The 18,041-nt window shown below is 69.2% G+C and carries 16 protein-coding genes; 7 read left to right on the top strand and 9 right to left on the bottom strand.

All coding sequences use genetic code 11. The features are described from left to right. Positions 1-14: 14 nt before the first annotated feature. The 4 genes from ABIC28_RS12510 to ABIC28_RS12495 all read right to left on the bottom strand — a co-directional run bounded on the left by ABIC28_RS12510 (position 15) and on the right by ABIC28_RS12495 (position 5,142). Positions 15-2,432 (bottom strand): aerobic carbon-monoxide dehydrogenase large subunit, encoded by a 2,418-nt coding sequence (locus tag ABIC28_RS12510; RefSeq protein WP_097212516.1) that lies wholly within the window; start codon positions 2,430-2,432, stop codon positions 15-17. After that, entirely contained in the window at positions 2,429-2,995 is a 567-nt protein-coding gene (locus tag ABIC28_RS12505; RefSeq protein WP_097212517.1) for a (2Fe-2S)-binding protein, read from the bottom strand. The genes ABIC28_RS12510 and ABIC28_RS12505 overlap by 4 nt, the downstream gene beginning before the upstream one ends. A gap of 37 nt (positions 2,996-3,032) precedes the next feature. Beyond that, a complete protein-coding gene (locus ABIC28_RS12500; protein ID WP_354579098.1) occupies positions 3,033-3,899 on the bottom strand; it encodes an FAD binding domain-containing protein in 867 nt (288 codons plus the stop codon). A gap of 115 nt (positions 3,900-4,014) precedes the next feature. Next, positions 4,015-5,142, bottom strand: coding sequence for an XdhC family protein (locus tag ABIC28_RS12495; protein ID WP_097212518.1), 1,128 nt, complete (start codon positions 5,140-5,142; stop codon positions 4,015-4,017). Between the two features lie 124 nt (positions 5,143-5,266). On the opposite strand from ABIC28_RS12495, the gene ABIC28_RS12490 reads away from it, so the two are divergent. Further along, positions 5,267-6,142: a hypothetical protein gene (locus ABIC28_RS12490; protein ID WP_354579095.1), complete on the top strand. Its 876-nt coding sequence runs from the start codon at positions 5,267-5,269 to the stop codon at positions 6,140-6,142. Here the strand turns inward: ABIC28_RS12490 and tatB are convergent. The 4 genes from tatB to sigE all read right to left on the bottom strand — a co-directional run bounded on the left by tatB (position 6,139) and on the right by sigE (position 9,277). Then, positions 6,139-6,549, bottom strand: a complete 411-nt coding sequence (tatB, locus tag ABIC28_RS12485) for a Sec-independent protein translocase protein TatB (protein WP_097212520.1) — start codon at positions 6,547-6,549, stop codon at positions 6,139-6,141. The genes ABIC28_RS12490 and tatB overlap by 4 nt on opposite strands. Before the next feature lie 85 nt (positions 6,550-6,634). Further along, positions 6,635-8,131 (bottom strand): S1C family serine protease, encoded by a 1,497-nt coding sequence (locus tag ABIC28_RS12480; RefSeq protein WP_502945012.1) that lies wholly within the window; start codon positions 8,129-8,131, stop codon positions 6,635-6,637. Positions 8,132-8,216: 85 nt separating this feature from the next. Further along, positions 8,217-8,621, bottom strand: coding sequence for a zf-HC2 domain-containing protein (locus ABIC28_RS12475; protein ID WP_108168841.1), 405 nt, complete (start codon positions 8,619-8,621; stop codon positions 8,217-8,219). Between the two features lie 17 nt (positions 8,622-8,638). Further along, positions 8,639-9,277: an RNA polymerase sigma factor SigE gene (sigE, locus tag ABIC28_RS12470; RefSeq protein WP_245221021.1), complete on the bottom strand. Its 639-nt coding sequence runs from the start codon at positions 9,275-9,277 to the stop codon at positions 8,639-8,641. A gap of 284 nt (positions 9,278-9,561) precedes the next feature. On the opposite strand from sigE, the gene ABIC28_RS12465 reads away from it, so the two are divergent. The 6 genes from ABIC28_RS12465 to ABIC28_RS12440 all read left to right on the top strand — a co-directional run bounded on the left by ABIC28_RS12465 (position 9,562) and on the right by ABIC28_RS12440 (position 15,170). After that, entirely contained in the window at positions 9,562-10,197 is a 636-nt protein-coding gene (locus ABIC28_RS12465; RefSeq protein WP_174562886.1) for an O-methyltransferase, read from the top strand. A 94-nt stretch (positions 10,198-10,291) separates the two neighbouring features. After that, on the top strand, positions 10,292-10,996 hold the full coding sequence (locus ABIC28_RS12460; RefSeq protein WP_354579092.1) for a TetR/AcrR family transcriptional regulator: 705 nt from the start codon (positions 10,292-10,294) through the stop codon (positions 10,994-10,996). After that, positions 10,993-11,913 (top strand): ABC transporter ATP-binding protein, encoded by a 921-nt coding sequence (locus ABIC28_RS12455; RefSeq protein WP_354579090.1) that lies wholly within the window; start codon positions 10,993-10,995, stop codon positions 11,911-11,913. The genes ABIC28_RS12460 and ABIC28_RS12455 overlap by 4 nt, the downstream gene beginning before the upstream one ends. Further along, positions 11,910-13,556 (top strand): ABC transporter permease, encoded by a 1,647-nt coding sequence (locus ABIC28_RS12450; RefSeq protein ID WP_209927210.1) that lies wholly within the window; start codon positions 11,910-11,912, stop codon positions 13,554-13,556. The genes ABIC28_RS12455 and ABIC28_RS12450 overlap by 4 nt, the downstream gene beginning before the upstream one ends. A gap of 198 nt (positions 13,557-13,754) precedes the next feature. Further along, complete coding sequence (locus ABIC28_RS12445) at positions 13,755-14,033, top strand: WhiB family transcriptional regulator (RefSeq protein WP_245221623.1); 279 nt, start codon at positions 13,755-13,757, stop codon at positions 14,031-14,033. Positions 14,034-14,180: 147 nt separating this feature from the next. Further along, a complete protein-coding gene (locus ABIC28_RS12440) occupies positions 14,181-15,170 on the top strand; it encodes a rod shape-determining protein (RefSeq protein ID WP_209929068.1) in 990 nt (329 codons plus the stop codon). Between the two features lie 39 nt (positions 15,171-15,209). Here ABIC28_RS12440 and ABIC28_RS12435 read toward each other — a convergent pair whose 3' ends face one another. Further along, positions 15,210-18,035: an FtsW/RodA/SpoVE family cell cycle protein gene (locus ABIC28_RS12435; RefSeq protein ID WP_209927211.1), complete on the bottom strand. Its 2,826-nt coding sequence runs from the start codon at positions 18,033-18,035 to the stop codon at positions 15,210-15,212. Positions 18,036-18,041 lie beyond the last annotated feature (6 nt).

The raw sequence follows: 18,041 nt of genomic DNA, 5'->3' as shown, positions 1-18,041 counted from the left end.
TCTCCGGCCGCGGGCTAGATCGGTGGTGCCGCTCTGCCCTGCATCGCCTCCCACACCCGCGAGGGTGTCAGCGGCATGTCGGCGTGCCGGACGCCGAACGGCTTCAGCGCGTCTACCACGGCGTTCACGACGGCGGGCGGCGAACCCACGGTCGCCGACTCGCCGACACCCTTGGCGCCGATCGGATGGTGCGGCGACGGCGTCACCGTGAAACCGGTCTCGAGGTGGGGCACCTCGAGCGCCGTCGGGATCAGGTAGTCCATCAGCGAGCCACCCAGGCAGTTCCCGTCCTCGTCGAACGCCATGATCTCCATCAGCGCCATCCCGATCCCGTCGGTGATGCCGCCGTGCACCTGTCCCTCGATGATCATCGGGTTGATCCGGGTGCCGCAGTCGTCCACCGCGAGGAACCTGCGCACTTTTACCTCGGCGGTGCCGGGATCGATGTCGACGACGCAGAAATACGATCCGTACGGGTAGGTGAGATTCTCGGGGTTGTAACAGATCTGGGCTTCGAGCCCGCCCTCGAGACCCTCCGGCAGGTCGCCGGCACCGTACGACCGCATCGCGATGTCCTGGATCGTCACCGCCGTCGTCGGATCGCCCTTCACGTGGAAGGAACCCTTCTCCCATTCGAGGTCGGCCACGGACACCTCGAGCATGCCCGACGCGATGATCTTCGCCTTGTCCCGCACCTTCCGCGCGACCAGCGCCGCGGCCGCCCCGGACACCGGCGTCGACCGGCTGCCATAGGTGCCGAGGCCGAACGGGGTGTTGTCGGTGTCGCCGTGCACCACGTCGATGTCGTCCGGCGGGATGCCGAGCTCCTCCGCGACGATCTGCGCGAAGGTCGTCTCGTGCCCCTGCCCCTGGCTCTGCACCGACAGCCGAACCACGGCCTTGCCTGTCGGGTGCACGCGGAGTTCGCAACCGTCCGCCATGCCGAGCCCGAGGATGTCCATGTGCTTGCGGGGCCCGGCACCGACCGCCTCCGTGAAGAAGGACATGCCGATGCCCATCAGCTCGCCCCGCTCACGCTTCTCGGCCTGCTCCCGGCGCAGGTCGGCGTAGCCGATCATGTCCATGGCCTTGCGCATGGTCACCTCGTAGTCGCCCGAGTCGTAGACCCAGCCGGTCTTCGAGGTGTAGGGGAACTGGTCCGGCTTGAGCAGGTTCTTCAGCCGCAGCTCGGCGGGATCCATGTCGAGGTCGTACGCGAGGCAATCGACTAGTCGCTCAACGAGATACACCGCCTCGGTGATCCGGAACGAGCAGGCATACGCCACCCCACCCGGAGCCTTGTCGGTGTAGACGGCGGTCATCTTGCAGTAGGCGGCCTCGAGGTCGTAGCTGCCCGTGAACACCCCGAAGAAACCGGCCGGGTACTTCACCGGAGCCGCGGTGCCGTTGAAGGCGCCGTGGTCGGCGAGCACGTTCGTCCGGATCGCGAGGATCTTGCCCTCCCTGGTGGCGGCGATCTCGCCCTGCATGATGTAGTCCCGCGCGAACCCGGTGCTCATCAGGTTCTCGCTGCGGTCCTCCATCCACTTGACCGGCTTCCCGGTCACCAGCGAGGCGACGATGGCGCACACGTATCCGGGGTAGATCGGCACCTTGTTGCCGAACCCACCGCCGATGTCCGGCGAGACGACCCGGATCTTGTGCTCGGGCAGCCCGGCCACCAGTGCATACAGGGTCCGGTGGGCGTGCGGCGCCTGGGAGGTGGACCAGAGCGTCAGTTTGCCGTTGACCGCGTCGAAATCCGCTACGGCGCCACAGGTTTCCATCGGCGCCGGGTGCACGCGGGGGTAGACGATCTCCTGGGTGGTGATCACCTCCGCCCTGGCGAACGCCTCCTCCGTCGCCTTCGGATCGCCCGCCTCCCAGTCGAAGACGTGGTTGTCGGTCTTGCCCTCGAGGTCGGTTCGGATCACCGGGGCGTCGGGCGCGAGCGCCTTGCGGGCGTCGATCACCGGATCGAGGATGTCGTATTCGACGTCGATCAGCTCGAGCGCATCACGCGCCGAGTACCGGTCCTCGGCGATGACGCACGCCACCTCCTGCCCCTGGAAACGCACCTTGTCGGTGGCGAGGACCGCCTGCACGTCGTTGGAGAGGGTCGGCATCCAGGCCAGTCCCTGCTCGGCCAGGTCGGCGCCGGTGATGACCGCCTTCACCTTCGGATGCGCCTGCGCCGCCGTCGTGTCCACGCGCACGATGCGTGCGTGTGCGACGGGCGACCGCAGGATGGCCAGGTGCAGCATGCCGGGAAGCACGATGTCGTCGACATAGTTCCCGCGGCCGCGGATGAAGCGGGGATCCTCCTTGCGGAGCATCCGCCCGTACCCGACCGGCTTCTTGTTGTTGTCGAAGTGTTCGTTGTCCGACTCGTCCGTCACTGGTCCGGTCGGTGGATGGTCGACGGTGGTCATGATGCACCTCCGGCGTGCTCGCTGACGCGCGGCGGTGAGGAGGTCTCGGGCTGCGCCGCGGTGGGACCGGTGCCGCGCTCCGGTTCCGGTTCGCGGGCCGCGCCCTCTTCGTGCGCCGCGGCCCACTGCACGGAACGGACGATCGTGGTGTACCCGGTGCACCGGCAGATCTGTCCGGAGATCGCCTCGCGAATGGCCTGCTCGTCCGGATGCGGGGTGCTGTCGAGCAGGGCCCTTGCGGTCATCATCATGCCGGGGGTGCAGAAGCCGCACTGCAGGCCGTGACATTCCATGAAGCCCTGCTGGACCGGGTCGAGTTCGCCGTCGCGTTCGAGGCCCTCGACGGTGCGCACCTCGTGCCCGGCGGCCATCGCGGCCAGCATCGTGCAGGACTTCACGGGCTCGCCGTCCACCAGCACCACGCAGGTGCCGCAGTTGCTGGTGTCGCAGCCCCAGTGGGTTCCGGTCAGCCGCAGCTGATCTCGCAGGAAGTGCACCAGGAGCATTCGGGGTTCGACGTCCTCCGTGACCTCACTGCCGTTGACGGTCATCGTCACCTGCATGTCTTTCGTCCTTCCCTGGTCCCCCGACCTGTCCTCGCTAGTGGACCCGTCCGGCAGCCGTGCGCAGCGCGCGGCGGGTCAGTTCCTTGGCCAGGTGCCGCTTGTACTCCGCGGTACCCCGCTGGTCGGTGACCGGTTCGCAGTGCCGGGACGCCAGATCGCCTGCATAGAGCGCGACCTCGTCGGTACACGGCTTGCCGATGAGGAACTCGTACACCTCGCCGAATCCGGACGGGTCGGCATTCACCGCGGTGAGACCGATCCTCGCCTCTACGACGACCGGGCCGTCCAGCCACACCGCGGCGCCCGCCGCCGCGATCGCCCAATCCCCTACGCGTCTTTCCACTTTCGCGTAGGCATTCGACCCGTGATCACGGAAGGGGATCCGGATCTCGGTGAGGATCTCGTTGTCCGCCGCGGCGGTCTCGTACGGCCCGAGGTGGAACTCGGACATGGCGATCGAGCGCTCACCGCGCTGCCCCTGCAGTACGCAGGTCGCGTCGAGCACCTCGCACACCGTGCTGAGGTCCTCGGCCGGGTCCGCCTGACAGAGCGATCCGCCGATGGTGCCGCGGTTGCGCACCACCGGGTCGGCGATCACCCGCTCGGCGTCCCGGAAGATCGGCCACAGCGCGGCCAGCTCCGCGGACTCGAGCAGTTCCCGGTGTCGCACCATCGCACCGATCCGCACGCCCGACGGCTCCACCGTGATGTGACCCAGCTCGTCGTGCAGCGGGTTGATGTCGATGAGGTACTCGGGGTTCGCCAGCCGCAGCTTCATCATCGGGAGCAGGCTGTGGCCGCCGGCCACCAGTCGGGCCTCGCTCCCCAGCCGTTCGAGCAGTCCGATCGCGTCGACCACGCTCGTCGCTCGCTCGTATTCAAAGGGTCCAGGGACCTGCATCTGATCCACCTCGCATCGCATGGGGACAAATCCAGACTCGACCGGTCCACCGGGGGTGTCAAGCGCCCCGAGCGATCAGCGCAAACGATCCGCACACGACTCGTGCAGGCACCGGTCAGGAGGTCTCGTCGTGGTGGATCCGGCCCTCGATCGCGGTCAGCCGTTCGCCGCCCCCACCCCAGCGCAGCTCGATGATCTCGGCGGCGATGGACACCGCGGTCTCCTCAGGCGTGCGGGCCCCGATGTCGAGTCCGATCGGGCTCGACAGCCGCGCCAGCTCCGCCTCGCCGAGCCCGGCCTCGCGCAGGCGGTGGAGCCGATCGCGGTGGGTACGCCGCGACCCCATCGCCCCGACATAGGCGACCTCGGGCAGCCGGAGCGCGAGCGCCAGCAGCGGGACGTCGAACTTGGGGTCGTGGGTGAGCACGCAGATCACGGTGCGCCCGTCGATCGCCTCGGCGTCGATCTGCGACTGCAGGTAGCGGTGCGGCCAGTCCACGACCACCTCGTCCGCGGTCGGGAAGCGGGCGTGGGTGGCGAACACCGCCCTGGCGTCGCACACCGTGACGCGATAGCCGAGGAAGGCTCCCTGATGCGCCACCGCCGCGGCGAAGTCGATGGCGCCGAAGACGAGCATGCGTGGACTCGGGGCATGACTCGCGACGAACACGCGCATTCCCTCGCCCCGCCGCTGGCCGTCGGGGCCGTAGGTGAGCACCCCGGTCCGTCCCGCCGCGAGCAGACCTCGGGCGTCATCGCCGATTGCGGCGTCGGCGCGCGCCGAACCGACCGTTCCACCGATCCCGTCCGGCCGCACGATCATCCGGCGACCGACCCACGCGGTCTGTGGGTGGTCGATCACGGTCGCCACGGCCACCGGGCGTTCGTGCTCGATGTCCTCGGCGACCTCGGCGAGCTCGGGGAAGGTGCGGCGGGAGACCGGCTCGACGTAGACGTCGAGAATGCCGCCGCAGGTCAGCCCCACCGCGAAGGCATCATCATCGGTGACGCCATATCGCTCGAGCTCCGGCCTGCCGGACTCGACCACGTCCCGGGCGAGCTCGTAGACGGCGCCCTCCACACAGCCACCCGAGACCGAGCCGGCCACGGTGCCGTCGGGGGCGACCACCATCGCCGCGCCAGGGGGCCTCGGTGCCGACCTGAAGGTCTGCACCACCGTGCCGACACCCGCGGTCCCACCCGCACGCCAGATCGCCATCAGTTCGGTGAGGACATCGCGCATCAGACGTCACCCCCCCGCGTGGCACAGCTGGTTGCGGGCGCCCTGGGTGGTTCCCATGGCTGGACGCTACGCCGAATGCGCTCGATAGAGTGTGGCTTCCTGGACGGTGGACGAGGCGGGGGCATTGAGCACACTGGATCCGGCTCGGCGGCGGCACGACGAACTCGAGTCCAGGCGCGGCAGCCCCACCTTCTTACTGTGGCTCTGCTTCCGGTTCGCGGTGTTCGTGGCCTGCGCGGCGCTGCTGGGGTACGGCCTGGCCTGTGTCGCCGACATCTTCCGGCACGCCGTCATCGACACCGCGTTCGCCGACGAGGCCCGGTTCGACGAGGCTCCGACGTGGCTCTGGTGGCCGTTCGGGGCGGCCTTCGGCTACGTCCTGTTCGGAGTCGGGATGTCCGACGACCTCGCGACCTTCCTGGGGCGCCACCGCTGCCCCGGCCTCATGGCCGCGGCCGGCTGGGCGGGAATCACCCTCGGCTTCTCGGTGTCCACCCTGAACTGGTGGCCACCGGCGCAGGTCGGCGCGGCCATCGACCCGGTCACCATGACCGAGACGCCGTGGAGCCCGCTCGCCTGGGTGGGCTACTACACCGAGATCTGGATTCCCCTGCTCCTGCTGGTGACGACCGGAGCGGCGGTGTCGCGGACCGTGTCCGGGTTCCGCAGGCAGAACGTCCAACTCAGGGAGCGTGACCGGCTGTTGGAACGCGGGCTACGGGTGCCGGGCATCGTCGCCGACGTCAACGTGCTCGTCGACAGCCCTCAGGAGGACGGCTCGGTGTCGATCGCGGGTATCGACGCGACGGTGACGTTCACCGACGCCCAGGGCGTCACACGGTGGGTCACGCGAAGGGTTCCGAGCCTGCACCGGGCACCGGACCAGGGCACGACACAGGTCCTGTTCGACCCGGAACGCCCTGGCGACGAGGGCTCGATATTCGTCGCTTTCCACCGGGACCCGGCGACCAGCGACTGGATTCCGTTCGACTGGCCCTAGGTGGCGTCGGCGTCGTACGGGGGACGCTCGCCGGAGGCGAGGGGTGTCGATTCGCGTTGCACCGTAGGGGGCAGGCCGGTGCTGGCGGGCCCGCCGCTGCTCTGCGGCTTCGCGTCGAAGTTCCCGGTCAGGATCGAGTCGTCGCCGTCGAGCAGATGCTTGGTGATCATCGAGCGCGGCGTCATCCCCCGCAGCTGCTGCAGATCGGAGAGCGGCTTGCGCAGGTCCTCGAACTCGGGACCGAGCTCGTCCTTGAGCTGCTGCGTCGCGCCGCCCGCGTAGTCACGGACCTGGCGCAGCGACTTCGTCACCCACGAGACGGCACCGGGCAACCGCTCGGGTCCGAGGATCACGAGCGCCGCGACGAGTAGGACCATGAACTCGCCCCAGCCAATGTTGCCAAACACCGGGTCAGCCTACGTGCCCGCGGCGATCCGCGCCGCTATCGGTGCCGAATTCACATCGCATACCGCTGCCCTCCGAGGGAACCACTCAGTCCGAAGCGGGTGTGACCTGGACTTCGACCGTCCGGCCCGCCCGCACCAGTTGCACCGGGACCGGCTGGCCGACGGCCTGCTGGTGCACCGCGACCACCAGCTCGTCCGCGCTGGTCACGTCGCGGTCACCGACCTTGACGATGACGTCGCCCTCGATGATCCCGGCCTGCTGCGCGGGCCCGCCGTCCTTGACGTTGGCCACCTCGGCGCCACTGGTCTGCTCGTTGGTCACCGACCGCGCGTTCACGCCGATCTCGGGGTGATGCATGGCTCCGGTCCGGATCAGTTCCTGCGCGACCGCGGTGACGTCGTCGACGGGGATGGCGAACCCCAGGCCAACCGATCCCCCGCTCTCGCTTCGGATGGCGGAGTTGATCCCGATCACCCGGCCCTCGCGGTCCACCAACGGTCCACCGGAGTTGCCGGGGTTGATCGCGGCATCGGTCTGGACCGCATCGATGACCGCATCGGTGTCGGTGCCCTCGCCGGACAGCCGGACCGGGCGGTGCAGCGCGCTGACGATCCCGCTGGTGACCGTCTTGCTCAGACCCAGCGGCGATCCGACCGCCACCACGTCGTCGCCGACCTTCAGGTCCGCGGACCGGCCGAGCTCGGCGACGGTCAGGTTTCCGACATCCACCCTGAGCACCGCGAGGTCGGTCTTCGTGTCGCGACCCACGACGCGCGCTGGCGCCTTGGTGCCGTCCGCGAAGACGACGCGGAGCGTCGCCGCGTCGGGGTTCGTCGCGGCCATCGAGATCACGTGGTTGTTGGTGACGATGTAGCCCTCGCCGTTGATCACGACACCCGAGCCGGTGCCGGACTGCTCACCGAGCGCGACCTGGATGGACACCACCGACGGGAGCACCGCCTCGGCGACCTTCGCGACCTGGCCGAGTTCGGCGTCGTCGCCGCTCGACTGCGTCAGCTCGACCCGCTGGCTGGTCAGTGCGCCGACGTTCTCGGCCGTGACCCGGCCGATGATGCCGCCGACCAGGCCGATCGCCAACGCGACGCCTGCCAGCGCGGCCAGTGCCCGCGGCGCGATGCGCTCGCCGAGCAGGACGTCGCGGATGCCGAGTGCGGGCGCGGGCGGCAGGTCCCCGGCCGCGGGGGCATCGAGGGCGGGCGAACCGAGCCGTGCCGGTGCGTCCGGGTCCCGCCACGGATCGGCAGGCGCCTCGTCCGCCGCCTCCTCGGAGTCGCTCGCGGACGGATCGCGCTGGATCGAATCGGTTTCGCCTGCCGGACGGCCGAAGGCCTCGGCGAGCACCGGGTCGGGACGCCGAACGGCGACCTTCGGATCCGCGGTGCGGTCCGTGCCGGGCGCGAAGGAGGAGTCGACGCCGTCGGGCCGTCCGAAGGCGTCGGCGGCCGCGGGGTCGACGGTGGGACGGTAGAGCGGTCGCGGCGCCAGCCGGGGCGGTGCCGAATCCTGTTCGGCTGCTGCATCCAGCGCGCCTGCGGCCGGGGATGTGGGATCCGAGTTCACGCGGCTGTGTACCCCTCGTTGGCGTCAGTCACGGATCCCAGTATCACCGACGCGGTGCGTGGCATCATCACCGACGCGGTGGCGACTAGCGGCGCCTGCGCCACGACGACGCGAACGAGTACGACGTGACCATCGCCGCGAGCACGGCGCCTGCCTTGCCGTCGGCACGCCGGAAGCCGGATCGCTCGGCGAAGCGACGACCGCGGCCCTGTGCTGTTGCGTCGGCGTCCGGGAGCGGGTTGCACATCGGGATCTGGCTCAGAATGCCGAGAAGCGAACTGGGCATGCTGATCTCCGAGGCCTCACGGAGCGCGCCGCGCGCGTGGTGCTGGGCGTCGACCTCGGCAGCGCACTCCGGACACATCGACAGGTGCTGCGCGGCCCGCAGGTAGGCGTTCATCTGCAGCTCGCCGTCGACGTACGCCGCGATCGCCTCACTGGCCAGATGCTCGGTAGAGCTGAAGCGGCGCGGTTTCCGAGCCTGCGTCATCCAACCCTCCTGCACGGTCATGCGAATGTCATCTTCCCTGTCCCCGACACCGCGGTCAGATATTCCTTCAGCGCCTGCCGTCCACGGTGGATTCGGCTGCGTACGGTACCGAGCTTGACTCCCAGTGTGGCACCGATCTCCTCGTATGACAGGCCTTCGACGTCACAGAGCACCACAGCGGCACGGAACTCGGGCGCGAGCGAGTCCAGCGCGGACTGCAACTCCGGATCGAGCCGGGCGTCGTGATAGATCTGCTCGGGGTTCGGACGGTCGGACGGGACCCGCTCGTAGTCCTCGGGCAGCGCCTCCATCTTGATCCGGTTGCGGCGCCGCACCATGTCGAGGAACAGGTTCGTGGTGATCCGGTGCAACCACCCCTCGAAGGTGCCCGCCTGGTAGTTCGAGAGCGACCGGAACACCCGGATGAAGGTCTCCTGGGTGAGGTCCTCGGCGTCCTGGGCGTTGCCCGAGAGCCGGTAGGCCAGCCTGTACACCCGGTCGCCGTGCTCACGGACGAGCTCGTCCCATGACGGCATGCTGGTCTGATCGCCGGTGGCGTCAAAGGCGGCGGTGCCGCTCAGATCGGCGGCGTCGGGGCCGCCCGTCGGCACCGACTCGGTGAATTCCGCATCGAAGGCGGGTACGGCGTTGACCATCGAGATTGTGGAAACCTCCTGCTAAGGACAGCTGGTGAGCGAGCACAGGACGATACGAATAAAAGGCACAACCCCCACAATGTCGGGTTTGTTCCCTTCTCGCCGGGTTCGTCCGGTACCCCCTTCCTGGGCGGTCAGCGATCTCGTGTGCCCCTACCTTTTCCGATCCAAATGTGTGAGATGTGTGAGCAACCTGAGGTTCAGCTGAGAATCTGCGGGTCAGCGGCCAAAATCACGTGCGCGCCTCGACTCCACCGCAGCGTGTCGGCTATAACCTCGGATTCGTGCACAACAACGCCGAGCAGCTGCTGGCTCACACCGAGGAATCGGTCCTGGAGGACGCGGTCCTCACGCTCGCACGCGAACGGGCGGAGGATCTCGGCGCGACCCCGGTTCCTCCGTCCGTCGGCGCGCTGTTGAGCCTGTTCACCCAGATGCTCGACGCCAAGACCGTGGTCGAGATCGGGACCGGCGCGGGGGTGAGCGGGTTGTGGTTGCTCGACGGCATGCGTGCCGACGGGGTGCTCACCACCATCGACACCGAACCCGAGCACCAGCGGGCCGCCAAGGACGCGTTCCGGTCCGGCGAGATCGCGCCCGGCCGAACCCGGCTCATCAACGGCTGGGGCCTGGACGTGCTGCCCCGCCTCGCCGACGCCGCCTACGACCTGGTGTTCGTGGACACCTCGCCCGCCGACCACCCGCAGTTCGTCGCCGAGGGGGTTCGACTGCTCCGGCCCGGAGGGGTGATCGTGCTGCACAACGCGCTGCTCGGTGGGCGCGTGGCCGACCCGAACCAGCGCGACGCGACCACCCTGGCCGTGCGCGCGGCCGCCAGGGCGATCGCGGAGGACGACCGCCTGACGAAGGTGCTCCTGCCGGTCGGCGACGGCCTGCTCTGCGCGTCGCGTTCGGAGTAGCGCCACCCGCTCGCACCTGCGTCGGCGAATTTTTACGGCCTCTTGACGGGAGACCTCTTGCCGCACGACTGAACGAGTGTTTAATCTACTAAACATGCGTTCAGCAATGGCCGACTCTTCCACCCCCGACCGGGACATGACCGCCCGTGCACGGATCCGCGACACGGCGATCCGGGTCTTCGGCGAGCAGGGTTTCGTCACCGGGGTCCGCGCCATCGCGACCGCAGCCGGGGTCTCCCCCGGACTGGTGAACCACCATTTCGGCTCCAAGGACGGACTGCGCGCCGAGTGCGACGCGCACGTTCTCGAGATCATCCGGGAGCAGAAGGCTCAGGCCATGTCGACGCCCGGTCCTGCGGGCGCGATCGCGGCGCTGAGCGAACTCGAGCAGTACGCGCCCGTCGTCGCGTACATGGTGCGCAGCTTCCAGGCAGGCGGCCGGCTCGCGGAGTCCCTCTTCGAACACATGGTGGCCGACACCGAGGAGTACCTCGCGATCGGCGTGCGCTCCGGCAAGCTGCGGGCCAGCCGCGACCCGAAGGCGCGGGCGCGGTACCTCACCCTCAACAACGTCGGCGCGCTGCTGCTCTACCTGCAGATACGGGCGGACCGGGAGGGGACGCTCGACTACGCCACGGCCATCCGCGACCTGTCGGACGAGATCACCCTGCCCGCCCTCGAGATGTATGCCGAGGGGATCTTCACCGACTCCTCGCTGCTCGACGCGTTCCTGGCCACCGAGGCCGACGACCCCACCACCCATCCCGACACGGAATCCCCGACCGAGGAGATGCCATGACGACCCCACTGATCGACGTTCGCGACCTGGTCAAGACCTTCGGCCAGACCCGCGCCCTCGACGGCCTCGACCTGCAGGTCGCACCCGGCGAGGTGCACGGCTTCCTCGGCCCCAACGGCGCGGGCAAATCGACAACCATCCGGGTGCTGCTCGGCAGCCTGCGGGCCACCGCGGGCAGCGCAACGGTTCTTGGCCGCGACCCGTGGCGCGACGCCGTCACCCTGCACCGCGACCTGGCCTACGTACCGGGCGATGTCACCCTGTGGCCGTCGCTGACCGGCGGCGAGACCATCGACATGCTGGCCCGGATGCGCGGCGGCATCGACGAAGCCAGGCGCTCCGAGCTCATCGAGCGCTTCGACCTCGATCCACGCAAGAAGTCGCGCACCTACTCGAAGGGCAACCGGCAGAAGGTGTCCCTGATCTCGGCGTTGTCGTCCAACGCCCGGCTGCTCCTGCTCGACGAGCCGACCTCCGGCCTGGACCCGCTGATGGAACAGGTATTCCGCGAGAGTGTCGCCGAGGCGGCCCGTCGCGGCGTCACCGTGCTGCTGTCCAGCCACATCCTGTCCGAGGTGGAGGCACTGTGCGATCGGGTGACCATCATCCGCGCGGGCAAGACGGTGGAGAGCGGCTCGCTGTCGTCGATGCGACACCTGAGCCGCACCTCGATCAGCGCCGAGCTGACGGGCGACCCGGGCGACCTCAGCCGGCTCGCGGGTGTCGAGGACGTCTCGATCGACGATCACACCCTCCATTGCCAGGTCGACAGCGAGCACCTGGGTGAGCTGATCCGCGTGCTCGGCGATGCCGGGGTGCGCAGCCTGGTCAGCAAGCCACCGACGCTCGAGGAACTGTTCCTGCGCCACTATCAGGTCGAGGGACCCGAGCACACCGGGGAGAAGGTGTCGGCATGAGCACCGCGACGGTCGCGGGCCCCCGGCATCCGGCCGCGGCGGTCCCGCGCGGGACATCGAATTTCACCGGAACCCTCGGCTTCGTCCGGCTCTTCCTGCGGCGGGACCGGATCGTGCTGCCGCTGTGGGTACTGCTCCTCTCGTTGCCGTTGGCGCCCGTCTACATGGGCAGCATCGAGAGCATCTACCCCACCGAGGCGGACCGTGCGGCCTTCGCGGCCACCATCATGGGAAGCCCGGCGCAACGCGCCATGTACGGCGAGATCTACAACGACAGCCTGGGCGCCGTCGGCATCTGGAAAGCCGGGATGTTCTACACGCTGATCGCGATCGCGGTGATCCTCACCGTCATCCGGCACACCAGGGCGGAGGAGGAGAGCGGTCGGACGGAACTGCTCGATTCGACCGTCGTCGGCCGGTACGCCGGCCTGACCGCCGCGTTGCTGGTGGCCTTCGGCGCGTCGATCGCGACCGGGCTGATCGGCTCGGTGGGACTGCTCACCACCGACGTGCCACACGCGGGCTCGATCGCGTTCGGGCTCGCGCTGGCGGCGTCGGGGATCGTGTTCACCGCCGTTGCCGCCGTGGCGGCCCAGCTGAGCACCAGCGCCCGCACCGCCCGTGGCATCGCCTTTGCCGTGCTGGGCACCGCCTTCGCGCTCCGTGCCGTCGGCGACGCCGGCCCGTCCGCGCTGTCCTGGCTGTCGCCGCTGGGCTGGTCGCTGCAGGTGCGCCCGTACGCGGGCGACCGCTGGTGGGTGCTCCTGCTGCACCTGACCACGGCGATCGCGCTGACCGCGGCGGCCTATGCACTGCTGCGCAGGCGGGACGTCGGCGCCGGGTTGATCGCCGAGCGTCTGGGCTCGCCCACCGCGACGCGGTCGCTGAGCGGCCCGTTCGGCCTGTCCTGGCGGCTGCAGCGCGGCACGCTGATCGCCTGGACCATCGGGATCAGCCTGTACGCCCTGCTGATCGGCAGCGTCGTACACGGGATCGGCGACGAACTCGGTGGCAGCGACGCGGTCCTGGAGATCATCAGCCGGATCGGCGGAACGCAGGCACTCGAGGACGCGTTCATCACGATCTCGTTCACCATGCTCGCCGTCGGCGCCGCGGCGCTCGCGATCTCCTCGGCGCTGCGACTCCACGGCGAGGAGACCGCGCAGCGCGCCGAGTCCGTGACTTGCGGCGCAGTCGGCCGGACCCGATGGGCCGCAAGCCATATCGTCTTCGCAGTCGCGGGCCCGGCCGTCGCCCTGCTCGCCGCCGGGCTGGTGGCCGGGCTGACCTACGGAATCGCGGCGGGCGATATCGGAGGGAAGCTACCCCGGGTGCTTGCCACCGGGCTCGTGCAGTTGCCCGCGGTCTGGATGCTGGCGGCGATCACGGTGCTGCTCTTCGGACTGGTTCCGCGTTTCACCCCGGTGGCGTGGGGAGTGCTGGTGACCTTCGTCGCCCTCTTCCTGCTCGGCTCCATCTCCGGCGTCCCGCAGTGGGTGCAGGGCCTCCAACCCTTCAGCCACACACCCAAGTTGCCCGGCGCGGAATTCGAGGCCACCCCGCTGGTGTGGCTCCTGGTGATCGATGCGGCGCTGCTCGTCGCCGGCCTGATCGCGTTCCGACGGCGCGACCTCCGGCAGTAGGTTCGCCCGGCTCCCGGCTCCCGGGGCCCGCCGGAGCCGCACCGTTACCCCGAGATGGACAGTTGACCAACTTCCGGTCAACTGTCCATCGCGCGGGCCGGATCCGGGGCAGCATGAGACCTCGTGATCTGCTCAGACCGCCCCCGACCGGAGTCGGGGGGCTTCGCCCCCGCCGACTGCGACTACCCACGCCTCGCCCTGCCGCACGCCTGGGTGGAGCGTGCGCTGTGCCGCGCCGAGCACCCCGATCAGATGTTCGTTCGCGGCGCCGCCCAACGCGAGGCGGCCGCCGCGTGCCGCCGGTGCCCCGTCATCGTCCAGTGCGGCGCCGAGGCCCTCGACAACCGCGTGGAGTTCGGTGTCTGGGGCGGGATGACCGAGCGTCAGCGCCGGGCACTGCTCAAGCGCCACCCGAACGTCGAGTCCTGGGCCGAGTTGATGAGGTCCACCGAGCCGGTGCGCGCGACCGCCGGCTAGATCCGGGTGGCCCTCGCCGACGGCGACGACGCCACCGGGATGGACCAGTTTCGCGAGATCTTCGACGAGTCAGCGCGATATCGACCGAACGTCGGGGCCGCTGCGTACGATCAAATCATCTCGCTGGAACACCTCTCGGAGGCCGACGTGAGCGGACTTGGTATCGATCTCGGAACCACCAACACTGTCGTCGGCACCCCCGAAGACGGCATCGTCCTGAACGAGCCATCGTTCATGCTGGTTCGAGAAAAGGAACCGCACCACGCTCTCTCGATCGGTATCGACGCGCGGGACCTGGTCGGCCGCAATCCCGTGGGGGTCACGCCCGTTCGTCCGATGCGCGATGGGGTGATCGTCGACCTCGAGTCGGCCAGGGCATTCGTCACGGCCGTCATCAAGCGCGCGGCCCCGAGCAGGCACTACGGTCTGCGGCCGAAGGGCGTCTTCGCTGTTCCTGCGGGCGCCACCTCGCTCGAGCGTCGGGCACTGCTCGAGGTCGGGCACGAGGCCGGTCTGCGCAAGGTCGGGCTTATCCCGGAGCCGGTCGCGGGGGCACTCGGCTGCGGGATCAACCCGCTCGAACCCCGCGCCCACCTCGTCGTCGACATCGGCGGCGGCACTTCGGAAGTCACCGCATTCTGTTTCGGTGGCATGCTCTCGCATCGCAGTTGCCGACTCGCGGGGGATGAACTGACCAACGCGCTGTCTCACTACCTGCGGACCGAGCACAACATCATCGTCGGCGAGCTCACCGCCGAGCGGGTGAAGGTCGGTGCGCCCGAGACTGCCGAGGGGCAGTCGCTCGTCGTCGAGGGCCGCGACGCCGTGACCGGCCGGGCACGTCTGGTCACACTCGAGACCGAGGAGATCGTGGATGCGCTGCGGCCGACCGCAATTGGGATCGTGCAGACACTGGCCGAGTGCCTGGAGGACATTCCCGCGCAGGCGATCGGTGACGTGATGTCGGAGGGACTCCTGGTGCTCGGCGGTGGGTCGCTTCTGCGCGGCCTGTCGCAGCTGCTCGAAGAGTCCTTCGGGCTCCCGGTGAAGACGGCCGAGCGCCCGCTGACCTGTGTCGCCGAAGGTGCGACTGCTTGTCTCGACCACCCCGAAGTCGTTGCCGCCTACAGCGACTGATCAGCGCACATCAGGAGCATCCCCGCGGTGGATCGGGGATCAGCGGTTCGGCACCGCCCGGGGTTGCGCGAGGTAACGCTCGAGGAGTTTCTTGGCGACGGGCCCGGATGTCGCCGATCCGAAACCACCGCCACGGACCAGCACCGAGACCACGATCTCGGGAGCGTCGAAGGGCACCACCGCGGAGAACCAGGCATTGAGGCCCTTTCCTGGCGCCGACGGATCCTCCGCCGTTCCGGTCTTGGCGCCCGCCGCGACCGGCAAGGTGGCCAGCTGCCCGGCGGTACCGGCTGCGGCGGATGCCCGCATCCCCGCTCGCACGGGGCCGAGTTGGTCCGCGAAGGACAGTCGACGAGGCTCCGCGGTGGGAATGGGCAAGGCGTCCGGCCCGTACGCCGCGGCGAGCTGCGGTGTCACCGTCGAGCCCGTGGCGATGCCCGACGTCCAGCGCGCCAACTGCACCGGAGTCGCGCTGACGGTGCCCTGACCGATACCCATCAGCAGGGTCGACCCCGGATACCAGGTTCCCCCGATGCTGGCGACGTTCTCCGGTGTGCCAAGGAAACCCGCGGACTCGCCCGGCAGGTCGATCCCCGATTCCTCACCCACCCCGAGCTCCGTAGCGGTCGCCGCGATTCGCTCGGGGCCGAGGAGCTCGGCGAGCTGGTAGAAGTAGACGTTATCCGACCACTGGATCGCCCCGATCAAACTGTTCGGTCCCATCGGCTGCCAGTTCGCGAATGTGTGCCCTCCATAGGTGTATGACGCACCGCCTGCGAGTACGGCGTCCGGCGACAGCACGTTGTACTTCGCATTCGCCGCCGCGACGACGATCTTGAAGGTCGAGCCCGGCGGGGCCGCGGACTGGGCGGCGTGGTTGAGCATCCGTCCCGGCCCGGGCCCCTCGGTTTGTGCCGCCAGCGCGACCGTGTCGACCGGAGGGCCGTAGAGGTTGTTGTCGAATCCGGGCACGCTGGCCAGCGTCAACACCGCCCCGGTGCGGGCGTCCATCACGATCGCCGCGCCCATGTCGCCCCCGCTGGTGCGCACCGCGTCGGTCAGCGCGTCGGTCGCGAGCCGCTGCAGCCCCATGTCGAGGTGCAACCGCAGGTCGTGTCCTCGCACCGGGTCCACCCGCTCGCCGGTGGCCACCAGACGCCCAGAGGGAGCGACGTACATGCACTGCCTGCCGTCGGTGCCGCGGAGCAGCGCGTCGTACCGCTTTTCGAGTCCCGCTTTGCCGACCCGTGATCCGAGGGCAAGTTGTGGCCAGCGTTCCATGTCCTGCGGGTCCGCGAGCCCGACGTGCCCGAGGATGGATGCCAGCGATGCTCCGTCCGTGTAGTGCCTGCGCCCGGTCGGGTACACGAGCACCCACGGGATCTGGGCGTCCACGATTCGCCGAGCCTGCTCGGGCGTCACCCGTCCAAGAACGACCTCCAACTCGTCGCCGCCGCTCTCCAGGGTCGCCGCCAGCTGTTCCGGCGCGACGCCGAGCAGCGCGGCCAGTTCGGCGCGCACGGGCCCGTCGTCGCGATCGAACATTCGGGCAACCACCGCAACGGCGTATTCGGGGACGTTGTACGCGAGCGGCTCGCCGTTGCGGTCGAGGATGTGACCCCGCTCGGCGGGTAGGCGGATGCAACGCTCCATCTGCCGGTCGCTCATCGCGCGAAACTCCACACCCCGGCCGCTCTGCAGCTGCCACGCGAACACCGACAGCACGAGGAGCATCGCCGTGACCGTGACGGCGCCTGCCGACACTCCTCGGGGTAGGCGGCGCCGTCTGGACTCGGTGGCCCACAGGGGACGCGTGACGCCGTCGCGGCGGATCGCGAGCACCAGCCCGATCGCAACGAATCCGAGGATTGCGGCCGTGCCCCCGTAGCTGAACAGCGGGATCGGCATGCCGGTGTGTGGCAGAAGCGACAGGCTCTGAGCGATCGAGACCACGGCCTGCACTCCGAACAGCCCACCGATCCCGGCTGCGACGAGGGCAGCTTCCCGGGTCCGCGCCGTTCGGGCGGCCAGCGCGGCTCGCCACACGATGACCATCGTGGCGATCACGACTGCCAGACCGGCGAACAGACCCCATCCGTACACGAGGCTCGCGAAGGCGAGGTCGTGCTCCGATTCGGGAAGGTACTCGGCCCTCAGGTCGTAGAACGGTTCACGCCCCAGACCGAACCAGCCGCCGCTGCCGATCGCGATGTCCGCCTGCAACGCAGCCCAACCCGACCCCTGCGGGTCGGCGTTGCTCGAGAGGAACACGTGAATGCGCTCGAGCTGGTAGGGCCGGAGAAACAGCACGGCAAGGGGCAACGAAGCGATCCCGAGCGCGAACAGCGGGAGCAGTGGCAGCAGCGGCACCCTGGCCAGGATCAGCATGAGTATCACGGTCGAGGCGAGCACCACGGCGGTCGACAGGTCGGGCTGCAGCGCGACCAGGCCGATCGGCACACTCGAGATCAACAGGGTCGCTGCGAACCGGCCGAGGGTGTACCCACCCGCCAAGATCGCCGCGGGGACAAGTACCAGTGCCAACTTGGCGAGCTCGGAGGGTTGAACGGTGAACAGGCCGAAGTTCAGCCAGCGCTGGGCACCCTTGGTCGCGACCCCGATGAGTGGCACCGCCGCGAGCAGGACAACCGAGGCGGCGAACAACGTCCAGCCGAATCGTCGGAGGTTGCTGGGCCGCAGGCGCGAGATCGCGTACATCGCACCGAGGCCGACGGCGGCGAAGAGTGCGTGGCGCACCGCGTCCGTCGACTTCCCTGTCGAGATCAGGTTGAGCAGGCCGAGAACGACGAGGGTGATCGCCGCCCCGACGAGCCAGGGATCGGATTCTCGTTGGTGCGCCTGCATGCGACC

The sequence above is a fragment of the Rhodococcus sp. PvR044 genome (assembly GCF_040548995.1).
Lineage (GTDB): Bacteria > Actinomycetota > Actinomycetes > Mycobacteriales > Mycobacteriaceae > Rhodococcus_G > Rhodococcus_G oryzae.
Note: the sequence above shows the minus strand (reverse complement) of the source record. Positions and strands in the feature narration are given on the sequence as shown.